Origin of the sequence: Campylobacter sp. IFREMER_LSEM_CL2194, from assembly GCF_025771685.1 — a bacterium.
GTDB lineage: Bacteria > Campylobacterota > Campylobacteria > Campylobacterales > Campylobacteraceae > Campylobacter_D.
This window is the reverse complement of sequence record NZ_JAKMQS010000009.1, coordinates 24,484-44,660: the sequence shown is the minus strand read 5'-3', so window position 1 is coordinate 44,660 and position 20,177 is coordinate 24,484. Positions and strand designations below refer to the sequence as shown.

The window sequence follows — 20,177 nt, the reverse complement described above, 5'->3', positions numbered from 1 at the left end:
TATAATTTTCTTTAAGGTTTAAAGATGATAGAACAAGCAAGTATAGAACAACTTTTACAAAAAACAGATATTGTTGATATCATAGCTCATTATGTTGAAGTAAAAAAACAAGGCTCAAACTATGTTTGCGTTTGTCCTTTTCATGATGATAAAAATCCTAGTATGCATATTAATTCTATTAAAGGATTTTATCATTGTTTTGCATGCAAGGCTGGGGGTAATGTTTTTAAATTTGTAATGGATTATGAGAAATTAAACTTTGTTGAAGCTGTGGAAAAAGTTGCTTCATGGAGTAATTTTTCACTTACTTATACCTCGCAAAAACAAGATAATAAAAAATCCATCATTCATATCTTGCCTACTCTTAATGCTTTTTATAAACAAAACCTAGCTAAAAACAAAGAAGCTTTAGCTTATCTTTATAAAAGAGGCTTAAATGATGAGGATATTAGAACCTTTGAACTAGGCTTTGCGCCAAGTTCTAATGAAACACTAAGACTTTTACAAAATGAGCAAATCACTCAAGAAGAAGCTTTAGAGGTAGGTGCGATAAAACAAAATGAAAATGGCGCTTATGCAAGTTTTATCAACCGCATTACTTTTAGTATTTATGATCATAAAAATTTGCTTATAGGCTTTGGTGGTAGAACTTTAGATGAAACAAATATGGCAAAATATGTTAATTCTCCCCAAAGCAAACTTTTTGATAAATCACGCGTTTTTTATGCACTCAATTTAGCAAAAGATGCCATTTATAAACAAAAAGAAATGATAATTTGTGAGGGCTATATGGATGCTATAGCCTTTCATAAAGCAGGATTTAAAAATGCTGTGGCGGTTTTGGGAACTGCTTTAGGAGAACATCATATACCTTTAATCAAACGATTTGAAGCAAGAGTAATTTTGTGTTTTGACAATGATAATGCAGGACTTAATGCAGCTGTGCGTTCAGCACATTTGCTAAGTTTAGCAAAAATTGATGGAAAAGTAGTCTTGATAGAAGGTGGAAAAGATCCGGCTGAACTTGTAGCAAGCCATCAAGAAAAATTACTTTTTAATATTTTAGAAAAAGGTATAGAACTTGGAGAATTTTATATAAGAAGCTTGATTGCAAGTTGTGATTTAAACTCAGCACTTAGCAAACAAAAGGCTTTAGAAGAGGTACAAAAATACACTTTTAACCTTGAGCCTTTAATAGCAAATTCCTACACTACTTTAGTAGCAAATCTTTTGGGTGTAAATATTAATGATATTAAACTTTCTAAAAATACAAGAAAAATAAGCTTCATTAATCCTATAAAACAAAGTAAAATCAACAATATAAGCGAGTTAGAGCTTTTGAAATTTTTATATGAAAATAATGAAACCATAGGGCTTTTTAAGCTTTTAAGCACAAAAGAATATTTTTTACACCAAGATATTACTAAAGCTATTTTAGAGCAAAAAAACTTTGAAGATCCTAGTATAAGAGAGCTTTATGAATTTGAAAATATCAAAAATTTAAGCAATTTAGAAGAATTTTTATATGCTATTTGTAAGATCAACCTTGCATATTTTAATAAATTAAAAAGTTTAAATTTAAAACAAGCCTTTAAAAAACAAATTTATAATTTACTCAATCAAAATTTAGAAAAAATCAAAAAAAGCTATCAAAATGATGAAGTTTTTTTAAACCATTTGATAGAAGTTTTAAAAAGCGTGCATTTTTTAGATGATGAGGAAAGTTTGGAATTATTTTTAAATAGACTACAAAAAAACATCAAAGATAAAAAAGCAATTCATTATAACTTTGAAGAAGAAGTTTTTTAAATAAAAACTTGCATAAAAATTAAAAAATATTCATTACAATATGCCAAAAATTTCGAAAGGAAAAAATGAAAGCATTAGCACTTTTTAGCGGCGGGCTTGATTCTATGCTTGCTATAAAACTCATAAGCTCTCAAGGTATAGAAGTAAAAGCTTTAAATATTAATATAGGCTTTGGTGGCACAAGCGATAAAAGCGAACTCATGGCAAAACGCGCTGCTATGGCAGGGGCTAGTTTTGAAATGATAGATGTAAGAAATGCATATTTGCAAGAAGTTTTATTTAACCCTCAATATGGATATGGAAAGCATTTTAATCCTTGTATAGATTGTCATGCTTTTATGTTTAAAACTGCTCTTTCAATGTTAAAAGATGAAAATGCAAGTTTTATCATCACAGGAGAAGTAGTTGGTCAACGCCCAATGAGCCAAAGAAATGATGCTATGGCCAAGGTTAAAAAACTAGCACTTGATGAAGAAGATTTAATCTTGCGTCCAATGTGTGCTAAAAATTTACCTTTAACCAAACCTGAGCGTGAGGGTTGGGTTGATAGAGAAAAGTTAGAAAACATAAGTGGAAGAAGCAGAAAAAGACAACTTGAACTAGCTGCCAAATTTGGTTTTGAAGATTTTGAAAGTCCAGGCGGTGGATGTTTGCTTACACTTGAGAGCTTTTCTAATAAAATCAAAGATTTCATTAAATTTGATAAAAATATGCAAGTTAATGATGCTCAACTTTTAAAATACGGACGCCACTTAAGACTTCCAAATGGCTCTAAAATGATAGTAGGTAGAAATGAGTTAGAAAATCAATTTTTAAAAGAATTAAAAACTCAAAAATACGAAGAATTAAAACTTTTTGATTTAATAGGTGCTTATTCTTTGGTGGATGAAAACATCAATCCACAAGATCTTGAACTTGCTCTAAGCATAGCACTAACTTATGCTAAAACTCAAAATAATACAAAATACAAAATAGGCTTTAAAGATAAAATTTTCCAAAGTATGGCTTTTGAAGATAAAAATAAAATTCAAGAATATTTTATAAATTAAACTACCCTTTAAAGGGTAGTTTTTTAGAATTTCTTTCTTCTAACCTCTGCTACAATATCAGCTGACATAGAATCAACTTCATTAGCTACAGAATTAGTCGCATGAGCAATTTGTGAGTTTTCTTTAGTTAAACCATCAATTACTGAAACAGATTGATTAATTTGCGAAATTCCTAAAGCTTGCTCTTTAATACTCTCACCCATTTCATTAATAGATTGAACTAAGATATTAGTATTAGCTTCAATCTCACCTAAAGACTTTTGAGTTCTTTCTGCTAGATTTCTAACTTCATCAGCAACAACAGCAAAGCCACGTCCATGTTCACCAGCACGTGCAGCTTCAATAGCTGCATTTAATGCAAGTAGGTTAATTTGATCTGCAATATCTCTAATAACATCGGTTACATCTTTAATATCACTACTTTGCTTAATAACCTCTTCAGTTCTTGCCGCTACTGCATTCATAGAAGCGCTCATCTCTTCAACTGCAGCGGCACTTTCTTGTAAAGAATCGGCTTGTTTTTGCGCACCATCATTAAGTTTTAAAACACTCTCTTTTAAAGCATCAGCTTTAGTTTGAAGCATTTCACCTTGACTTAATGAAGCTTGAAGCATTTTTCTAATCTCTGCGCCTACTGCATTAAGTGATTTTTCTATCTCACCTTCTGCATTTTCAAGCTTATCGGAAAAATCAAGATTTTTAAAACTTGCAAAAACTCTTTCTATTTCATTTAAATCCCTACCTATTTTTAATTCCATATCCTCAAGCATTTTGTTTAATACTTCTTTTAATTCTACAAGTTTTGGATTTACAGGATTTGCCTCTATTCTTTGAGTGAAATATCCTTTTTCTATTTCACAAGAAACTTCTAAAATATTTTGCACAGTAATGTCATCTTTTTCTAAGCAAGTTTGAATATACTGGACATTATCATTAATCACACCAGCCATTTTGCCTATTTCATCATTATATCTAGGTTTTAAAACTTCTACTGTTGCAACCTCATGATTTAGGTATTTAAAAAATTTCATTAAATGACTTTGAAGTCTTTGTACTCTAACAGAAACGATTCTTTTCACAGAAATACTGATTGCAATCACAATAAAAATAACCGCTATAACAGAACTTACCAAGATGATATTTCTAAGATCTACGATTGGTGCATACACAGATTCATTAGGCACAACAGCCAACATAGCCCAATGAATTCCAGTATTTGGCCACACTTCAAACACCCTTATAGCTCCATGGTATTCACTACCATCATCTGCTATATAATCAATAGCTCCTGCGTGGATAGTTTTTTGAGCTTCTATCACATGAGTTGCATTTTTATTAACATCCGTAATTTTCTTCGTAACAAAATCTGCATTTGGATGTGTAGCTATTACACCATTGCTTGCTATTAAAATCCTTCTTGCTCCTTGATAAATTGATCTTGATGGATCATTTAAAAAATCTGCAATAGGTTTAAGATCATAAAGCATGCCAACAACACCTATTGCCTTACCTTCTTTATTTACGATAGGTGCAGCTACATTAAGTCCTAAAAATTTATTACCTTGGATGTTATACCATCTTGGTTCACCAAAATAAAGTTTATCACCACCCATTAAATTTTTAATAGCTTGTGTTGAAGCTATTTCTTCACTCGCTGCTATAGTTTGCATACCGCCAGCATTATTTGCGTCATTATCTTTCATCAAAATCATAAATTCATTATTATTTGTAAAGTATTTTGTATCAACACCTAAATTTTTATATACAGAACCATCTTGCAAATAATAATAACCATAAGCCACATCACGGTTTGCATCAATAGCCTCCCCTAGAATATTTTCTATCCTTTTTGGGTTTATAGCACCTTCTGAAATAAGATTGTTTAATGTTCTTTGAGTACCAATAGCACTTACAAATAAAGACTTGATACTTGCTTCAGCTTGATTTCCATAGCGATGTACAGAAGCTGTAAGTGTATTTTCTATCTGCGTATTTAAAATAGCAGTAGATCTGTTAATAATAAGCAAAGACAAAGCACTCAAAATTAAAATAACAGTAATAATTGCCACGAAGACAATTTTTGCACCAAGACTCCAATTTCGCATTTTCTCTCCTTAGATATTAAGTGGTAAAATATTCTTGTTATTATAAATAATTTTTATTAAAAAAATATAAAAAATTATTTTATTTTTATTTATTTTATAAGAATTATAATTACTTTTATTTTTTATCGCTTAAAATACTATAAAATAAGGGGTGGGGGTAATGGATTTTTAGTTAGTATTTTTTACTATTTATATTTAAAATATATTAAAAGTTACAAAATCACTTTGTCCATTTTCGCTAATAATATTAAAAGTATATTTACCTTTTTTTAAATTTAAGGCCAAAGATTCTTCCTTACCTTCGAAAATTAGCTCTTGATTTAAATACCAAAAAAGCTTTTCTTTTCTAGGATTTGTAAGCTTTATTAATAATTTTTGTGAACCTTTTAAATCTTTTGGTAAAATGATATTAAGATTATTTAATGGATAAATAATTTTTAAATTTTGATTATAATTTTGCAAATTTTGCCTTTCTTTTGCAAAAAACGCTTGTGCATTAGAAGGTAAATTTAATATAATCTTTTTCTTTGCATGGATGAAATTTTCATCTAAAGAACCAACTTCTTTGTTTTTATACATAAAAACTTCTTTTAAAAATGGTGAAGTCCTTAAAACATTTGCACTTTGTGGATAAAGTACCTCTTTAAAATCAAATTTATAATCATATCTATACCCTGTTTGATTTTCAATTTTGATAGTAACCAAATCACTAGGTTTTTCAAATTCTAAATTAACTCCCTCAAGTAAAGCTAAAAGCTCAAAAAACAACTCTCCTGCTATACTCACACCATATAAATTTGCATTTGCTTCGCCATTAAAATTTCCAACCCATACTCCTAAAGTGTATTTTGGAGAAGTTCCTATAGCCCAGGCATCTTTTCTACCATAACTTGTGCCTGTTTTCCAAGAGATGATAGTATTAAAATCATATTGTCTTAAACCTGCTCTATCTAAATCCTTTAAGGTTTGTAAGGTTAAAAAGCTTGCTCCATCACTAATAAGTTTTTTATCTTTTTTAGTAAATGTATTTTCTTCATACAAAAGCTCTTTAAAATTTCCATAATTTCCAAGTCCTAGATAAATTTTTACCATATCTTCTAAACTCAATTCTTTTGTACCTAAAATCAAAGAAAGTCCGTATTTTTTAAAATTTTCATCTTCAAAACCTAAAATATCTTTGAGTTTATAAAAAAACTTCTCATACCCATATTCTGCAAGCAAGCTTACAAAAGGGATATTAAGTGATTTTTGCAAAGATTCTTTTGCGCTAATAAGGCCATGATATTTTTTATTTGCATTTTGTGGAGCAAAATTAGAAAAATATGTAGGCACATCAAGCATTAAAGATTCAGGCACTATAAACCCCTCATCTATAGTAAAAGCAAAAAGTAAAGGTTTTAAAGTTGAACCCACACTACGCTTTGCAATAACCCCATCAACTTGACCAAAACTTGCAAAATCATAAAAATCATTAGATCCTACATAAGCTAAAACTTTATTTGTTTTGGTATCTGCTAATAATATAGCTAAATTTTTTATACCCTTTTGCTCTAATTTATAAGAATATTCTTTGGCTTTTTCTGCAAATTTGATTTGAATTTTTTTATCTATACTAGAAACGATTTTTTCTTTATCCGCTAAAAGTCTACGCGCTAAATGCGGAGCTAAGTTTTTTCTTGCTTTAAAACTAGGAAGTTTTTCAGCCTTTGCAAGAGTTAAAATATCTTTAGAAAAATATCCCTTTTCAAAAAGCCTATCAAGCAAATCATTACGTTTTTTTAAAAGTTTATCTTTGTTTTTTTCAAGATTAATCAAACCTGGATTATTAGGAAGCACAGCAAGCAAGGCTGCTTCACTCCAAGTAAGATCTTTTAAATCTTTTTCAAAATAAAACAACCCCGCACTTGCAACACCTACTAAATTTCCTCCATAAGGGGCATTGTTTAAATAAAGCTTTAGAATTTCATCTTTTTCATAAGCACTTTCTAAAGCAAAAGCTTTGATGATTTCGTTAAATTTATTAAAATATGTACGTTTATTTTGCTCTAGAAGTTTGATTGTTTGCATAGAAATTGTACTTGCACCACTTCTTTTACTTGAAAAAAGATTATTTTTAAAAGCTCTTATAAGCGCTAAAAAATCTACTCCATAATGAGAATAAAAATTTTTATCTTCATATAAAAGAACTGCACTTTTTAATTTTTGCGGTATAAACTCACTCTCTAAATGCCATTGTTCGTTAGAATCTAAAAATACACTAAGAATTTCTTTGTTTTTATCAAGCAAAACCTTGCTATAAGTGCCTTTAAATAAATCCTTGCTATCAAAACTAAAATAAACTAAGCCTATGTAAAAACATAGGCTTAAAAAGCATATTGCAAGGCTTATTTTGATTTTCACTGCACTACTTTGACTCTTTTACTCTCACTTAAAGCTTTATAAGCATTATCATACATTGCTTCAGCATAAGCTCCACTCAAAGTATAAACACCTGGAGTAACAGCACTTAATTTCACAAAAAATTCTCTTGATTCATCAGAATATAAAGGAAAGAAATACATGATTTTATCATCTCTTATATCGACAAAATCATAATAAGAATTTTTCACAAAATCAGGAGTTTCATCATCTAAAAGATCATGCACTATCTCCCATCCACTTGGTAAAATTTGAGTTAAAGCTATATTAGAAGTACCTGGATAATTTTTATTTGATATTTTTAATTTCATATAAAAAATTTGAGAACTTTTTATAGCACTTTCATCTATTTCATTTCCATTTTCATCATAAAAACTTCTTTCTACATACATACGCTGCGCAAAAGGCTCGGAAATACCTTTTTTAATACCCTCTACTCCAAAATGTACATAAGTATCTTCTTTAGCTTCTATCAAAGCGCTGCCTTGATTAAACTCAAATTTAGAAAAAGTTGCATTGAGCTTTTTATCCTCACCATTAATTTTTACTCTTGCATTGATAGTTTTAGAGTTTTCATCACTAAAACTATTTGCCAAAGCATATAAAGCATAACCTGTGCTTTGAGTACTAAGCCAAGCTTGGCTTTCTAAAGTTTTTTTAATATCATCTAATAATTCATCATTATCTTTACCATAGATTATTTTATACGCATTTGCAATAATAGCTTCATCTCTTAGAAAAGATCCATAGGTGTGAGTATAATTAGCTTTTCCATCAGGCTTTGTGCTTAAATTTTTAGCTATATTTAAAGCTACCTCATCAAAACCTGCTAATTTATAAGCTGCACTAAGTTGCCAAAGACTTACATTATTTAGGCTTTGCAAATAAGTACTATCTTCATAAATGGCATTCATTATACTTAAATTTGGCTCTTTAGCTAAAGCTAAAAGATATAAAGAATTTATTCTTATTTCTTTATTTGTTTGAGCTTTTAAAACATAGCGTTTTTGATAATCAAGCCATGCTTTAAACATACCCTCACTCACATAATAGCCTCTTTCTTTAGCCAAAATCATAAACATACCCGCATAATTACTTCCCCAAGCATCAGAATCTTTAAGTCCTTGCCAATAAGCAAAGCCACCATTAGTAGTTTGGAAATTTGCGTATTTACTTAACAATGCATTGATATTGTTAATATTTTTTTGCTCATTTGCTCCTTGATCAAGTTTTTGTAAAAAAAGTTGTGGTAAAACTGCTGAAGTGCTTTGCTCTATACATCCATAAGGATAATTTTGCAGGTATTTTAATCTATGATTTATATTTAAAATAGGCTTAGAACTCACACTTAAAAATGCTACTGGATTAATATAATCTTGTGTGATTTTAAATTCCATAGAAGTATTTGCAGGAATTTTAAAAGATTTACCCTCATAAGTAATGGTATTTAGCGCTTTTATATCAATTTGCGTATTTTGAGTATAGGTGTAATCTTTTGCATTTAAACTTAACTCTATTTCTTCTACTCCAAGCTTGTTTGAATTTACTTTTGCATTAACATAAATATCTTTGCTTTTTTCATTACCAAAGTCAATTAAAATCTCATCATTTTCAAAATTTATGAGTGAATTTTTTGTTTTTAATTTAAGTTTTGCATTTTTTACATCATCATCTACTTTAAATACTTGCACCAAAAGCTTAAACTCATCATCAAGCCTTAAAACCCTTGGCAAAGTTTCAAGCATTACAGCAGGTGCGCTAACTTGGATATCTTTAGAAGCGCTACCAAAACCTGCTAAGCTGTTTGCCACTACCATAACTCTAACCGAACCTAAGTATGATGGCATATTAAATTTTAATTTTGCATAACCATTTTCATCACTTTGTACTGGCTCTTGAAACAACGCAACAGGTTTAAAGCGTCTTGTTTTTTCATCGTTTTTACTTTTATTTGCCCTACTTTCTAAGAAAACATCACCACCCGTAGTTAATACTTTAGAAGCATTAGAAATATTTTTAGCAATGATTTTATCATAGGTATCATATATGCTCATATTAAAGCGAATTTTTTGATAAAAATATTCCCAAATATCTGGGGTTTTAAAAGCATTCACATCAAGCAAGCCCTCATCTACAATAGCTACAGTATAAGTATAACTTTGCTTGTTTTTACTTTGAATTTCTACTTCAAAATCTTGTTTTGGCATGATTTTATCCGGTACTTTTAAATCAAGCTCGATTTTACTTTGCGCATCTACTACATTTAAAGGCACCACACCAAAAAGTCTTAAGGCTCTATCATTAGTGTATTGATCATAATCTTGAAGTAAAATCACGCTCACATAAACATTTGGCATATATTCTTTAAGAATAGGAATTTCAACCTTTGTAATATCTTCATGCGTATCTATCACAAAGCGTTTCAAAACCTTTGCATTATCATTTAAAGTAACAATGGCTTTTGCACCTTTAACGCTTTCAAATTCTATAAAAGCTGTTTCATTTGGCTTGTATTCTTTTTTATCACTTTTTATTTTTAAAGAACTCACTATATCAGCATTACTTGGCGCACCAAAACTACTAATATAAAAAAACTCTCCTGTGCTTGTTTTACTTTGTGTATCTTCAAGCTCTATGAACATTTCACCATGATATTCTTTTGGATCAAATTCTATTTTAACCGGTTTATCCTTACTTAAAATACTTCCTTGAATAATGATTTGTGTGTTTTTATCTTTTTTGAGTGATTTTAAAAAATCATCATAATTATCATAATCCCACCACCAAGAATAATCATTTGCATAAATAGTATATTTAATTTCCCTGTTTGCTATCAAATTCTCATCTAAATCACTCACAATGGCTTCAAAATTGATAATAGAACCTGAGCTTAAATAGTGATTTTTTAAACGCTTAATACCTACAAAATACTCATGCAATATTACTTGTGAACTTACAAGTGCTTCAACCGATCTTGAACCTTTTTCAAAAACCCTAGCCCTTATACTAGCTTCTAAATTATATGGGGTATTTTTTAAAAAATCATTTAAAGCAAACTCTTGCTTTGTAAAGCCATTTTTATCTAACATACCTTTTAAATTATCTTGATATTTTTGTACTAAAACACTAGGATTTGAAAAAATATATTCTGGATATTTTGAATTTTTATATTCTTTTTTACTTACAAATAAATCAGCTTGATATTGTAAATTACTCGCTGGTGTTCCAAAAAGATATTTTGAGCTAATATTAAAATCTAATTTTTCATTTTCTTTTATACTTTTTGGAGCTTGCATGGATACTTTTATACGATTTGGCACTATATTTTGTACTAAAATTTCTTTATCAAAAACCATATTTGCAAATTCAACCCTAGCTAAATACACTCCACTTAAAGCTTGTTGATCAAGTGAAATCTTTTTATAAAAAGTTCCATTACTTAAAGGTTCAAGCTTGATTTTGTCCAAAAGCTTTTTATTGCGTGGGTCAAAAAAACTTAAAAATATTGGATGATTAACAACTCCTTTATCATTTCTTGCAACCATAGTTAAATGGATATCATCACCTGGTCTATAAACCCCTCTTTCTGTGTAAATAAATACTTTATTTTGAGAAGTTAAATCAAAACCATCAACATCAAAACCATCATATAATAAAGGTGAGCTTAAACGTAAAATAGAAGCTTGTTTATCTTTTGAAGCAATGATAAATAAAGCTTTTGATTCATCAATATCATCAAAAACAGCCAAACCATTATCATCACTCATTTTAGAAGCTAAAACTTGATTGCTTTTGCTAATAACATCAACCTTAACCCCACCTAAAGCCTTTTGCGTGGTAAAATCTCTCACATCTACAAAAAGCTTTTTATTTAAATTTTGAGCAATCAAAGCTATATCTGAAAAAATTAAGTTCTTGCTTACTTTTGCTTTTTGGTTAAAAAATCTATATTTTTTCCAACTCTCCATTCCCTCATCAAAAACATAATCAACATCTTCTTCTTTAAAATAAAGCTTGACTATAAACACACCACTTAAATCTTTCAAACCATCTAATACGATCTCATTTTCTTGCCATTGATTTTTGGTATTTTTTATATCAAAGTCTTTTTTTAACACTATTTCACTAGTATAATCACTCTCTGAAAAAATATCACTATCATAATCGCTTAAATTTTTAGCACCTTGAAGATTTTTATATCTTAAATATTCACTTAAGTTATTTGAAAATACTTGATGAACTTCTAAATGAACCTTTTTAACATTCATACTCTTAAAAGCTATTTTTTTACTCGCTTTGCTAGATAAAAATACCCCTTGATTTGTAAAACTTATAGCAGGCTCATAGTCTTTTAAACTTACTTGAGTTTTGTAATTTTCTTTTGTACTAATTCCATCAGCACTTTTAATCCCTTGAGCAAGTTGAATTTCATAAGTTTTATTTGGGGAAAAATTACCTGTAAGCTTGATTTTATTTCCAAAAGCTAATGCCTTAAAATCTACTTCTGGGGTAATAAAAATCAATTCTTTTAAATTCTGATCTTGTGAAATATTTTGAGAAAAAAGCAATTCTATGTTTTTATTAACTATATTTGCATTTTGAAAAACAAATCCGCTCTTTGCAAGCAAAATATACTCTAAATCTATATTTTTCTCTAAACCTAAAATGTCTTTATTAAAAACCACTTTTACATTAGTATTAGTATTTTTGATACTTAGTGCTTTAGAATATATACTTGCTATATCACCTTGAATGATAATTTTATCTATTTGAATTTCTTTTTCTTGTGCAGTAATTTTAATAGCTTTTAACAATTCATCTTTATTAAGAGTATAAAAACTTTGAATATTTAAAAGCAATATGCTCTCATCATTTGAAATATTTTGAAAATATCCTTTGACATCTAGTTTTTCAAAAGGAGTTTGGACTTTTAATTGCACTTTTTCATTTGCTAAAATATCATTTAAGTTTATAAAAATATCATATGCTTGATTTGCTTTTAAAGCTGTAAAAATATTTAATCTTGTGGGTGTTTCAAGCTCATATTTTACTTTTGTCTTTTGATTATTAACAATAATTTCTCTTTCTTTTATAACGCCTATTTCTTGATTAATAATATTAGTATTAAACTCTATAAAAATACTTTGCGTGTTTTCATTAAAACCATAAGCTCTTATAGCAGAGCTTTTATCTTCATTTTTAGAACAAGCAAACAATAAACTTGCAAGCAAAAATGCAAAAAAACAATGCAAAAACCCTCTCATAAATACCTCATTTTAGTAAATTTTTTAAATTATATCTAAATTCACTCTTGCTTCACTCAAAAAATTATATAATTCTTGCATAAAAAATAAAGGAGAAAAAATGAAAAAGAAAATCGCTACATTATTAACAGTTTTAGGTCTTTCAAGTCTTGCTTATGCAGATGGAATTTATGGAGTGATAGTAGATGTAAATGATGGTGCAAAAACCATTTTAATTGACACCACTTACGGTCAAAAAATGAATGTAAAAATTCTACCAAATACTGAAATTGATATGGATGATTGTGGTATTTTTGGTATGGATAAATACGGCACTTTTAGAGATTTAAAAGTAGGAACTTTTATAGAAGCTGAAGTTTTCCATGGCTATGCTCAAACAACACCAAATCCACAAACACCAAATCAAGTTCAAAATATAACTGCTAAAGAAATCAAAATCGAATGCAAAAAAAGAGCTTATTAAGTAAAATAACTCCTAAAAAGGAGTTATTTTAATGCGTTTTTTTCTTATACTAGTTTGCATTAGCACTTTTGCATTTGCTTATAAAGTTCAAGGCATCTTAAAAAATACCACAGCTCACACAATAAGCATTCAAACAAGTTTTGACAATAATTTAATCATCACAATTTTACCCCAAACACGTATTGATGTTTATGGTTGTGGAATTTTTGGAAGCAATAAAAAACAAGCTAATGTACAAGATTTAAAAAAAGGAAGCCTTGTTAAAATTAAAGGCAGTAAAAATGGAAGTATTATCATCGCTGAAAAAATTATAGTTGAATGCGATGATCAAAGACGAGCTTATTAAGATAATAGCTCTTCTTTGTCTTCTTTATTGATTTTTTCTATATAAAGACTTTGCGAAGGAAAAGCAAAGCTGAGTTTATTTCTTTCAACAATTTTCATTAACTCAAGCAAAATACTTTGTCTTGCCTCTCTAAAACCACCTGCATCTACTGCTTTGGTATAAAAATATACTTCTATATCAATAGAACTTGCACCAAAACCACTCACAGCCACATAAGTGTTATTTTTATACCCTTCTAAGTCATTTACTGAAACTAAATTTTGTCTGTATCTAGCACGCGTTCCACCATGATTTAACGCGCTATCATCAACTTGGGCTATCAAAGGACTAGTTGCTAATAAATATCTTATATCTTCTACACATTGTTCAAGTTGCTCAGGTCTTGCATCATAAGTGACACCGATAAATAATTTTACATGGCGTCCTATTTTTCTTTTGCTCCAATTTTTTATATTTGTTCCCATGATAGTTGAGTTTGGTAAAAATACTAAAGAATTATCAAAAGTTCTAATAGTGGTTTTTCTAAGTCCAATTTCTACTATGGTTCCTTCTATACCTGAAATTTCCACCCAATCGCCTTGATTAAAACTATTATCAAAAAGCAAAAGCACGGAAGCAAAGAAATTTGCGATAATATCCTTAGCTGCTAATGCCACAGCTAAACCACCAATACCTAAAGATGCAATTAATGCTGAAATATTAAACCCTAAATGCGCTAAAACAAATAAAACAGCTATCACTATAATGATAAAATATAAAATTTTAATGATTAAATTAACCACTTCACGCTTACCACTTTTTTCAGCAAGCTTTGCAACAATCACCATGCCATAACTATCAAAGATATTTATCACAAGCCAAGCAGTTAAAATAACATAAGCAATAGATAAAATATTGCTAATTCTTATATCTACAGGTGCAGGATAGTAAAAAATGGTAAAACAAATTCCTATAGCATAAGCAAATAAAAACCAACCCACTGGCCCTTGAAGTTTTTCTAGAAAATGAGTTTTTATCTCCATATTAGCTGAATTTTTTCCAAACAAACGTATGAGTATAAAATATAAAATCTTTGCTAGATAAAATTTCAAAGAATAAAAAAAGACAATTACAGCGATAGAAATGACTATTTTTCCAAGATTTACGCTACTAATAGAAGTTTGTTCATTGATATAATTAATCGCATTTTGCAAACCCAAACCTGTAAATAAAAAATTAGTTTCAAGCAAACTAGCATTGTTTCTTAGATAAACTAAAATTTCATTATAAGATTTTATAGCATTTCTTAAATTATTTTCATTGATTTCTAAGGTTCTAAGCTGAGTAATATCATTAATTTTTTCTTTATCTAAGGTAAAATTAAAAACCATATCTTCTTTAAGCACATCAATACTTTTATCAATAATGCTTCTTATAGTCTGACTTTGTGCTCCTTCGATAAAAACTTTTTCTAATTCAAAGATGCATAGGTAAAAATGTTCTGCAGAGGTTAAATTTAAAAGTTTAATTTTATTATCTACATAATCATAATATCTTTTCTTAGCTTGAGCATTTTCAACACTTTTTTGCAAAGCATTTTTAGTTTGTAAAAAGTCTTTCGCCTCTTTATCATCAATTTTTTGAGATACCATTTTTAAAGGTAAAGTAGTTAAAATTGCAGCTTTTTGTTTTTCTATTTCTTTAATATTATCTTGAAATTCACTGCTATTTGTATCGCTATTTTTAAAACTTTCTAAAAGTAAATTTAGCTCTATGTAATTTTGCACTAGGGCAAAAATACTATTTTTATCCTCTAAAGCGTTTTTTTCTTGTGCATATAAAGCATTAACAAATAAAAAAAGCAAAATAATACTAAAAATCTTTTTCATGGTTTTCTCGCTCTCTCTTGAATTAAAACAAAATTTTCAAAATTAAAATCATACTCATAAATTTCACCCGTTTCTATGATGTAATACCAAGCATGGAGTTCAATTTCTTTTTTATTTAAAGCTTCTTCAACGCCTGGATAAGTTAATAAATTTTGCAAAGAATTTACCAAATTCATTTTTTCAGTCATCCAAGAACGCATAGCTAAATCACTACCTGCAATCTTTAAAACCTTATTTTTTATAGGCTCAAGCAAAGTAAGCCATTTTTTGACATTAGGCATATTTTTTAAATCATTTTCATTTGCATATAAAGCCGCGCAGCCTCCGCAATTACTATGACCGCAAACTATAATATTTTTTATATGTAAAGAATTAAAAGCATATTCAATAGCTGAAGTAGTTGCTAAAAAATCATCCCCGACTCTATAAGGTGGAACGATATTGCCTATATTTCTTACAACAAAAAGCTCGCCTGGACCTGTATTAGTGATTAAGTTTGGTATCACTCTTGAATCAGCACAACCTATAAAAAGCGTATGAGGATTTTGCTTGTTTTTTAAACTTTCAAAAAGCTCTGCATGCTCTTTAAAATCTTCTTGCATAAATTTTAAAGCACCATCGATCAAGTCTTTCAAGAATAGTCCTTTTTTGTATTTTAACAAGACATTATACTAAAATTATTTTTACTTAAACCAAATCAATAAATTTATTTTTTGTTATATTTTTATGTAGTTTTAATCTTTCATTTATCTTTTTTTTGTAAATTTTGGTTTTAAAAATTATTGGAGGATTTTAATGAGTCTTTATGATAGAGATTATTCTAACTCTAAAACTCAAGAATTTGAAGGTTATGCTAGAAGTGATTTAAGCATTTTTATAAAACAAACTTATCAGCTTTTTGCTGCTTCATTATTAGCTGCAACAGCGGGCGCTTACATAGGAATTTTTGCCCTAGCGCATTTATTTGCACAATCTCAAGCAACTTTTTGGATTTTATTTATTGTTGAAATTGGTTTATTGTTTGCATTACAATGGAAAAAAAGAGAAGCTCCGCTTAATTTAATTTTACTTTTTGCCTTTACTTTTGTTTCAGGGCTTACTTTAACACCACTTTTATATTCAGTTTTAGCACTTCCTGCAGGAGCTAGCATTATCGCTCAAGCTTTTGCTTTAACAACAGTAGCTTTTGGTGCTTTAAGTGTATTTGCTATGAATACAAAAAGAGATTTTACTATGATGGGAAAAATGCTTTTTATAGCTTTAATCGTTATCGTAGTGGCTTCTTTAATTAATCTATTTTTCCAAAGCTCACTTGTAAGTTTAGCTATTTCTGGTATTGGTGCGATTTTATTTTCTTTTTACATCCTTTATGATACTCAAAACATCATTAGAGGAAACTATGAAACACCAATCGAAGGCGCAGTTGCTCTTTATCTTGATTTTATCAACCTTTTCATCTCTCTTCTTAATATTTTAAGAAGCTTTAATAGCAGATAAAAATTTGCGAGATTTTTTCTCGCAAATTTTCTTTACCTCTTTCAAGTTTTTATCAAACTTTTTAAGTTAAAATACTCATTTTATTTTCAATAAGGAAAATTCATGACTACTCTTTTAATTATTTTGCAATTTGCAATTGTTGTGATTATTTGTATTGCAGTTTTATTACAAAAAAGTTCAAGCATAGGACTTGGAGCTTATAGTGGAAGTAATGAAAGTTTATTTGGAGCAAAAGGTCCTGCGGGATTTTTGGCTAAATTTACTTTTGTAATGGGTGTTTTACTTATTGCTAATACAATTGCCCTTAGCTATATGTATAATAATGCTAACTCTAACTCACTTGCTGAAAAAGCAGAACAAATTTTACCAAAAGCACCTGAGACAAATACAACTAACATTCCAGTTGCACCAAGTGCCCCAATTAGCGAAAGTAACACTAGCAAATAAAAAGGATAAACCATGCTAAATGAAATTTATACCAAGCAAAAACAACAATCAGATAAAAGTTTAGAGGCCTTAAAAAAAGATTTTACCACTATAAGAACTGGTAAAGTAAATATCAACATACTTGATCATATTCATGTTGATTATTATGGTAGTGCAACCCCACTTAATCAAGTAGCAACAGTTTTAGCAACCGATGCTTCAACCATAAGCATTACTCCTTGGGAAAAATCAATGCTAAAAGCCATAGAAAGTGCCATAGCTGCAGCAAATATAGGAGTAAATCCAAACAATGATGGTGAAAGTGTGAAATTATTCTTTCCACCTATGACAAGAGAACAAAGAGAAGAAAATGCTAAAAATGCCAAAGCTATGGGAGAAAAGGCTAAAGTAGCCATTAGAAACATTAGAAAAGACGCAAATGATGTAGTTAAAAAACTAGAAAAAGATAAAGCAATTTCAGAAGATGAAGCCAAAAAAGCCTATGATGAGGTTCAAAAACAAACTGATAATTACACAGCAAAAGTAGATGAATTAGTTAAAAATAAAGAAGCAGAACTTTTAAAGGTTTGATAATGAACTTAGAACAAATTTATAAAGATTGTGGAGCATACCTACAAGGACATTTCTTGCTTAGCTCAGGGAAACACTCTGAGTTTTACCTTCAAAGTGCTAAAGTTTTAGAAAATCCAAAACTAGCAGGTGAGCTTTGTGAAGAGCTTGCAAAAGTTATTGCTAGTTTTAACATCGAATTTGATAGCATTTGTTCTCCTGCCTTGGGTGGAATTTTAGCAGGTTATGAGCTTGCTAGAGCTTGCAATAAACGCTTTATTTTCACTGAGCGCGTAGAAGGAGTGATGAGTCTTAGACGTGGTTTTGAAGTAAAAAAAGGTGAAAAATTTATCGTTTGTGAAGATATTATTACAACAGGTGGTTCTGCACTTGAGAGTGCAAAAATCATCGAAAGCTTAGGTGGGGAAGTAGTAGGCTTTGCAGCTTTAGCAAATCGTGGTTTTTGTGCGGTAAAAAATTTAAACAACCCTAGAAAAGAAAATGCAAAACTGCCTGCAAATTTACCACTTTTTGCACTAGGAAATTTCGAATTTGATATTTATGAAGCAAATGCTTGTCCACTTTGTGAAAAAGGCACCAAAGCTATCAAACCTGGTAGTCGTGGAAACTAATGAAAACTAAAGCAAAAATAGCTACTCGCTTTTTAAGATTTAAAGCTTTTTTGATTGATCTATTTTTGCTTTATGCGCCTGTTTTGTATTTATTTTATTTTACACTTGGCTCTAAAGAAGCCTTTTTAAACAATCAACTTATAATTTTTTTATGTTCTTTGCTTTTTGGGCTTATACAGGCCTTATTTTTAGCAAAAAAAGCTCAAAGTCCTGGACTTAAAGCTTATGATTTATATTTAATTGATCTTAAAAATGGCCAAAAACTTAATTTTTTTAGAATACTCTTACGCTATATAATTTTTATCGTAAGTTTTGGTTTATTGATTGGGTTTTTGGTAAGTTTTTTAAGAAAAGATACTTTGGCTTTGCATGATATTTTAAGCCAAAGTGTTATTGTCACAAAGGTAGAAAAATGAATAGAAAAAGAATTTATAATCCAAAATCAAATGAAACTTTAAATGATAGAAAAGTATTTAATGGTAATCCTCATGGGATTTTAAATTTTACTAAAGCAAAATACACTTGGGCTTTAAAGCTTTGGGATTTAATGGAGGCAAATACTTGGTTTCCAAAAGAAGTAGATACAACCAAAGATGCACTTGATTATCGCTGTAATCTAACCGTAGCAGAAAAAAGAATGTATGATTTAGTTTGGTCTCAACTTATCTCAATGGATAGTTTTCAAACAAACAACCTTGCTGATAATATCAATCCTTACATCACAGCACCTGAAATCAATGCAGTTTTAGCAAGACAAGCTTATGAAGAAGCAAATCACTCAAAATCTTATGCAGTAATGGTTGAAGCAATCTGTGAAAATACGGACTTAATTTATGAAATGGAAAAACATGATGAAACTTTAAGAGAAAAAAATGATTTCATTTCAAGCATTTATGAAGAATTAGCTGGCGAAGTAGATGATAACAAACTCTTACTTGCAATGGTAGCAAATCAAATCTTAGAAGGAGTGTATTTTTATAGTGGTTTTACTGCTATTTATGCTTTAGCGCGCGCAGGGAAAATGCTAGGATCAGCACAAATGATACGCTTTATACAAAGAGATGAGATTACACATTTGCTATTATTTCAAAATATGATTAATTCTGTGCGCAAAGAAAGACCTGATTTATTTAATGATTCCAATGTAAATAAAATCTATGATATGTTTAAAAAAGCAGGTGAACTTGAAATTAAATGGGGCAAATACATCACTCAAAATCAAATCATGGGCTTTACAGATGATATTATAGAAGAATATATTCATTATCTTGTTGATCAAAGACTAATTGCAATTAATCTTGATAAAATCTATAATGCAAAACATCCTATTAAATGGGTAGATGATTTTTCTAAATTTAATGATCAAAAGAGTAATTTCTTTGAAAGCAAGGTTACAAATTACTCCAAAGGAAGCTTAAGTTTTGATGACTTCTAAGTCTCAAAACTACTCATTTTTTTATACTTTTTAAATCAAATCTCTTTTTCAGTTTAATATTTTATTTTTATTTATTCTAATATAGTAAAATCGGCGGTTTTTATTTTATTTCAAAGGGGAAATGATGGAGTTTTTAGAACTTTTGTTAATCTTTATCGCCATAGTCCTCATGATAGTTAAACCAGAAAAAGAAAAATTAGCTTTTTCTATACTTGTAATTTCATGGGCTATTATGGTATTTGACTATTTAGGTCGTAAATCAGGCGCAATCTTAGGCCTAATGAATCTATAAGGT

The 20,177-nt window shown here is 29.3% G+C and carries 15 protein-coding genes and 2 pseudogenes; 11 read left to right on the top strand and 6 right to left on the bottom strand.

The genetic code is table 11. The annotated features are described in order from the left end of the window. Positions 1-24 precede the first annotated feature (24 nt). Positions 25-1,809 carry a DNA primase gene (gene dnaG, locus L8V79_RS05850; RefSeq protein WP_263702854.1) on the top strand — a complete coding sequence of 595 codons (1,785 nt, stop codon included), beginning with the start codon at positions 25-27 and terminating at the stop codon, positions 1,807-1,809. Between the two features lie 65 nt (positions 1,810-1,874). Further along, entirely contained in the window at positions 1,875-2,858 is a 984-nt protein-coding gene (locus L8V79_RS05845) for an MnmA/TRMU family protein (RefSeq protein WP_214135261.1), read from the top strand. Between the two features lie 23 nt (positions 2,859-2,881). Here the strand turns inward: L8V79_RS05845 and L8V79_RS08250 are convergent. The 4 genes and pseudogenes from L8V79_RS08250 to L8V79_RS05830 form a co-directional block, all read right to left on the bottom strand. Next, positions 2,882-3,262, bottom strand: a pseudogene (locus L8V79_RS08250) (methyl-accepting chemotaxis protein); the annotation flags it as partial. Positions 3,263-4,330: 1,068 nt separating this feature from the next. Further along, positions 4,331-4,963: pseudogene (locus tag L8V79_RS08245) on the bottom strand (hypothetical protein); the annotation flags it as partial. A gap of 195 nt (positions 4,964-5,158) precedes the next feature. After that, positions 5,159-7,363, bottom strand: a complete 2,205-nt coding sequence (gene pbpC, locus L8V79_RS05835; protein WP_263702851.1) for a penicillin-binding protein 1C — start codon at positions 7,361-7,363, stop codon at positions 5,159-5,161. Continuing rightward, positions 7,360-12,645 (bottom strand): MG2 domain-containing protein, encoded by a 5,286-nt coding sequence (locus L8V79_RS05830; protein ID WP_263702850.1) that lies wholly within the window; start codon positions 12,643-12,645, stop codon positions 7,360-7,362. The genes pbpC and L8V79_RS05830 overlap by 4 nt, the downstream gene beginning before the upstream one ends. 100 nt (positions 12,646-12,745) lie before the next feature. Between L8V79_RS05830 and L8V79_RS05825 the strand changes: the two genes are divergently transcribed. Both L8V79_RS05825 and L8V79_RS05820 read left to right on the top strand, forming a co-directional pair. Next, on the top strand, positions 12,746-13,108 hold the full coding sequence (locus L8V79_RS05825; protein ID WP_263664050.1) for a hypothetical protein: 363 nt from the start codon (positions 12,746-12,748) through the stop codon (positions 13,106-13,108). A gap of 31 nt (positions 13,109-13,139) precedes the next feature. After that, a complete protein-coding gene (locus tag L8V79_RS05820; protein WP_263664049.1) occupies positions 13,140-13,454 on the top strand; it encodes a hypothetical protein in 315 nt (104 codons plus the stop codon). Here the strand turns inward: L8V79_RS05820 and L8V79_RS05815 are convergent. Beyond that, positions 13,451-15,322, bottom strand: coding sequence for a mechanosensitive ion channel family protein (locus tag L8V79_RS05815; RefSeq protein WP_263702849.1), 1,872 nt, complete (start codon positions 15,320-15,322; stop codon positions 13,451-13,453). The two genes, L8V79_RS05820 and L8V79_RS05815, sit on opposite strands and share 4 nt — an antisense overlap. Further along, positions 15,319-15,957: a carbonic anhydrase gene (locus L8V79_RS05810; protein ID WP_263664047.1), complete on the bottom strand. Its 639-nt coding sequence runs from the start codon at positions 15,955-15,957 to the stop codon at positions 15,319-15,321. Before L8V79_RS05810 ends, L8V79_RS05815 begins: the two co-directional genes overlap by 4 nt. 160 nt (positions 15,958-16,117) lie before the next feature. On the opposite strand from L8V79_RS05810, the gene L8V79_RS05805 reads away from it, so the two are divergent. From L8V79_RS05805 to L8V79_RS05775, 7 genes are all read left to right on the top strand, one after another. Further along, positions 16,118-16,819: a Bax inhibitor-1/YccA family protein gene (locus L8V79_RS05805; RefSeq protein WP_039619421.1), complete on the top strand. Its 702-nt coding sequence runs from the start codon at positions 16,118-16,120 to the stop codon at positions 16,817-16,819. A 102-nt stretch (positions 16,820-16,921) separates the two neighbouring features. Then, positions 16,922-17,266: a preprotein translocase subunit SecG gene (gene secG / locus L8V79_RS05800; protein ID WP_012662194.1), complete on the top strand. Its 345-nt coding sequence runs from the start codon at positions 16,922-16,924 to the stop codon at positions 17,264-17,266. Between the two features lie 12 nt (positions 17,267-17,278). After that, a complete protein-coding gene (gene frr / locus L8V79_RS05795; protein ID WP_263702848.1) occupies positions 17,279-17,836 on the top strand; it encodes a ribosome recycling factor in 558 nt (185 codons plus the stop codon). A 2-nt stretch (positions 17,837-17,838) separates the two neighbouring features. After that, on the top strand, positions 17,839-18,447 hold the full coding sequence (gene pyrE / locus L8V79_RS05790; protein ID WP_263664045.1) for an orotate phosphoribosyltransferase: 609 nt from the start codon (positions 17,839-17,841) through the stop codon (positions 18,445-18,447). Next, complete coding sequence (locus tag L8V79_RS05785; RefSeq protein WP_263702847.1) at positions 18,447-18,863, top strand: RDD family protein; 417 nt, start codon at positions 18,447-18,449, stop codon at positions 18,861-18,863. The genes pyrE and L8V79_RS05785 overlap by 1 nt, the downstream gene beginning before the upstream one ends. After that, positions 18,860-19,882 (top strand): ribonucleotide-diphosphate reductase subunit beta, encoded by a 1,023-nt coding sequence (locus tag L8V79_RS05780; RefSeq protein WP_263702846.1) that lies wholly within the window; start codon positions 18,860-18,862, stop codon positions 19,880-19,882. The genes L8V79_RS05785 and L8V79_RS05780 overlap by 4 nt, the downstream gene beginning before the upstream one ends. 124 nt (positions 19,883-20,006) lie before the next feature. After that, entirely contained in the window at positions 20,007-20,174 is a 168-nt protein-coding gene (locus tag L8V79_RS05775) for a hypothetical protein (protein ID WP_039619427.1), read from the top strand. Positions 20,175-20,177 lie beyond the last annotated feature (3 nt).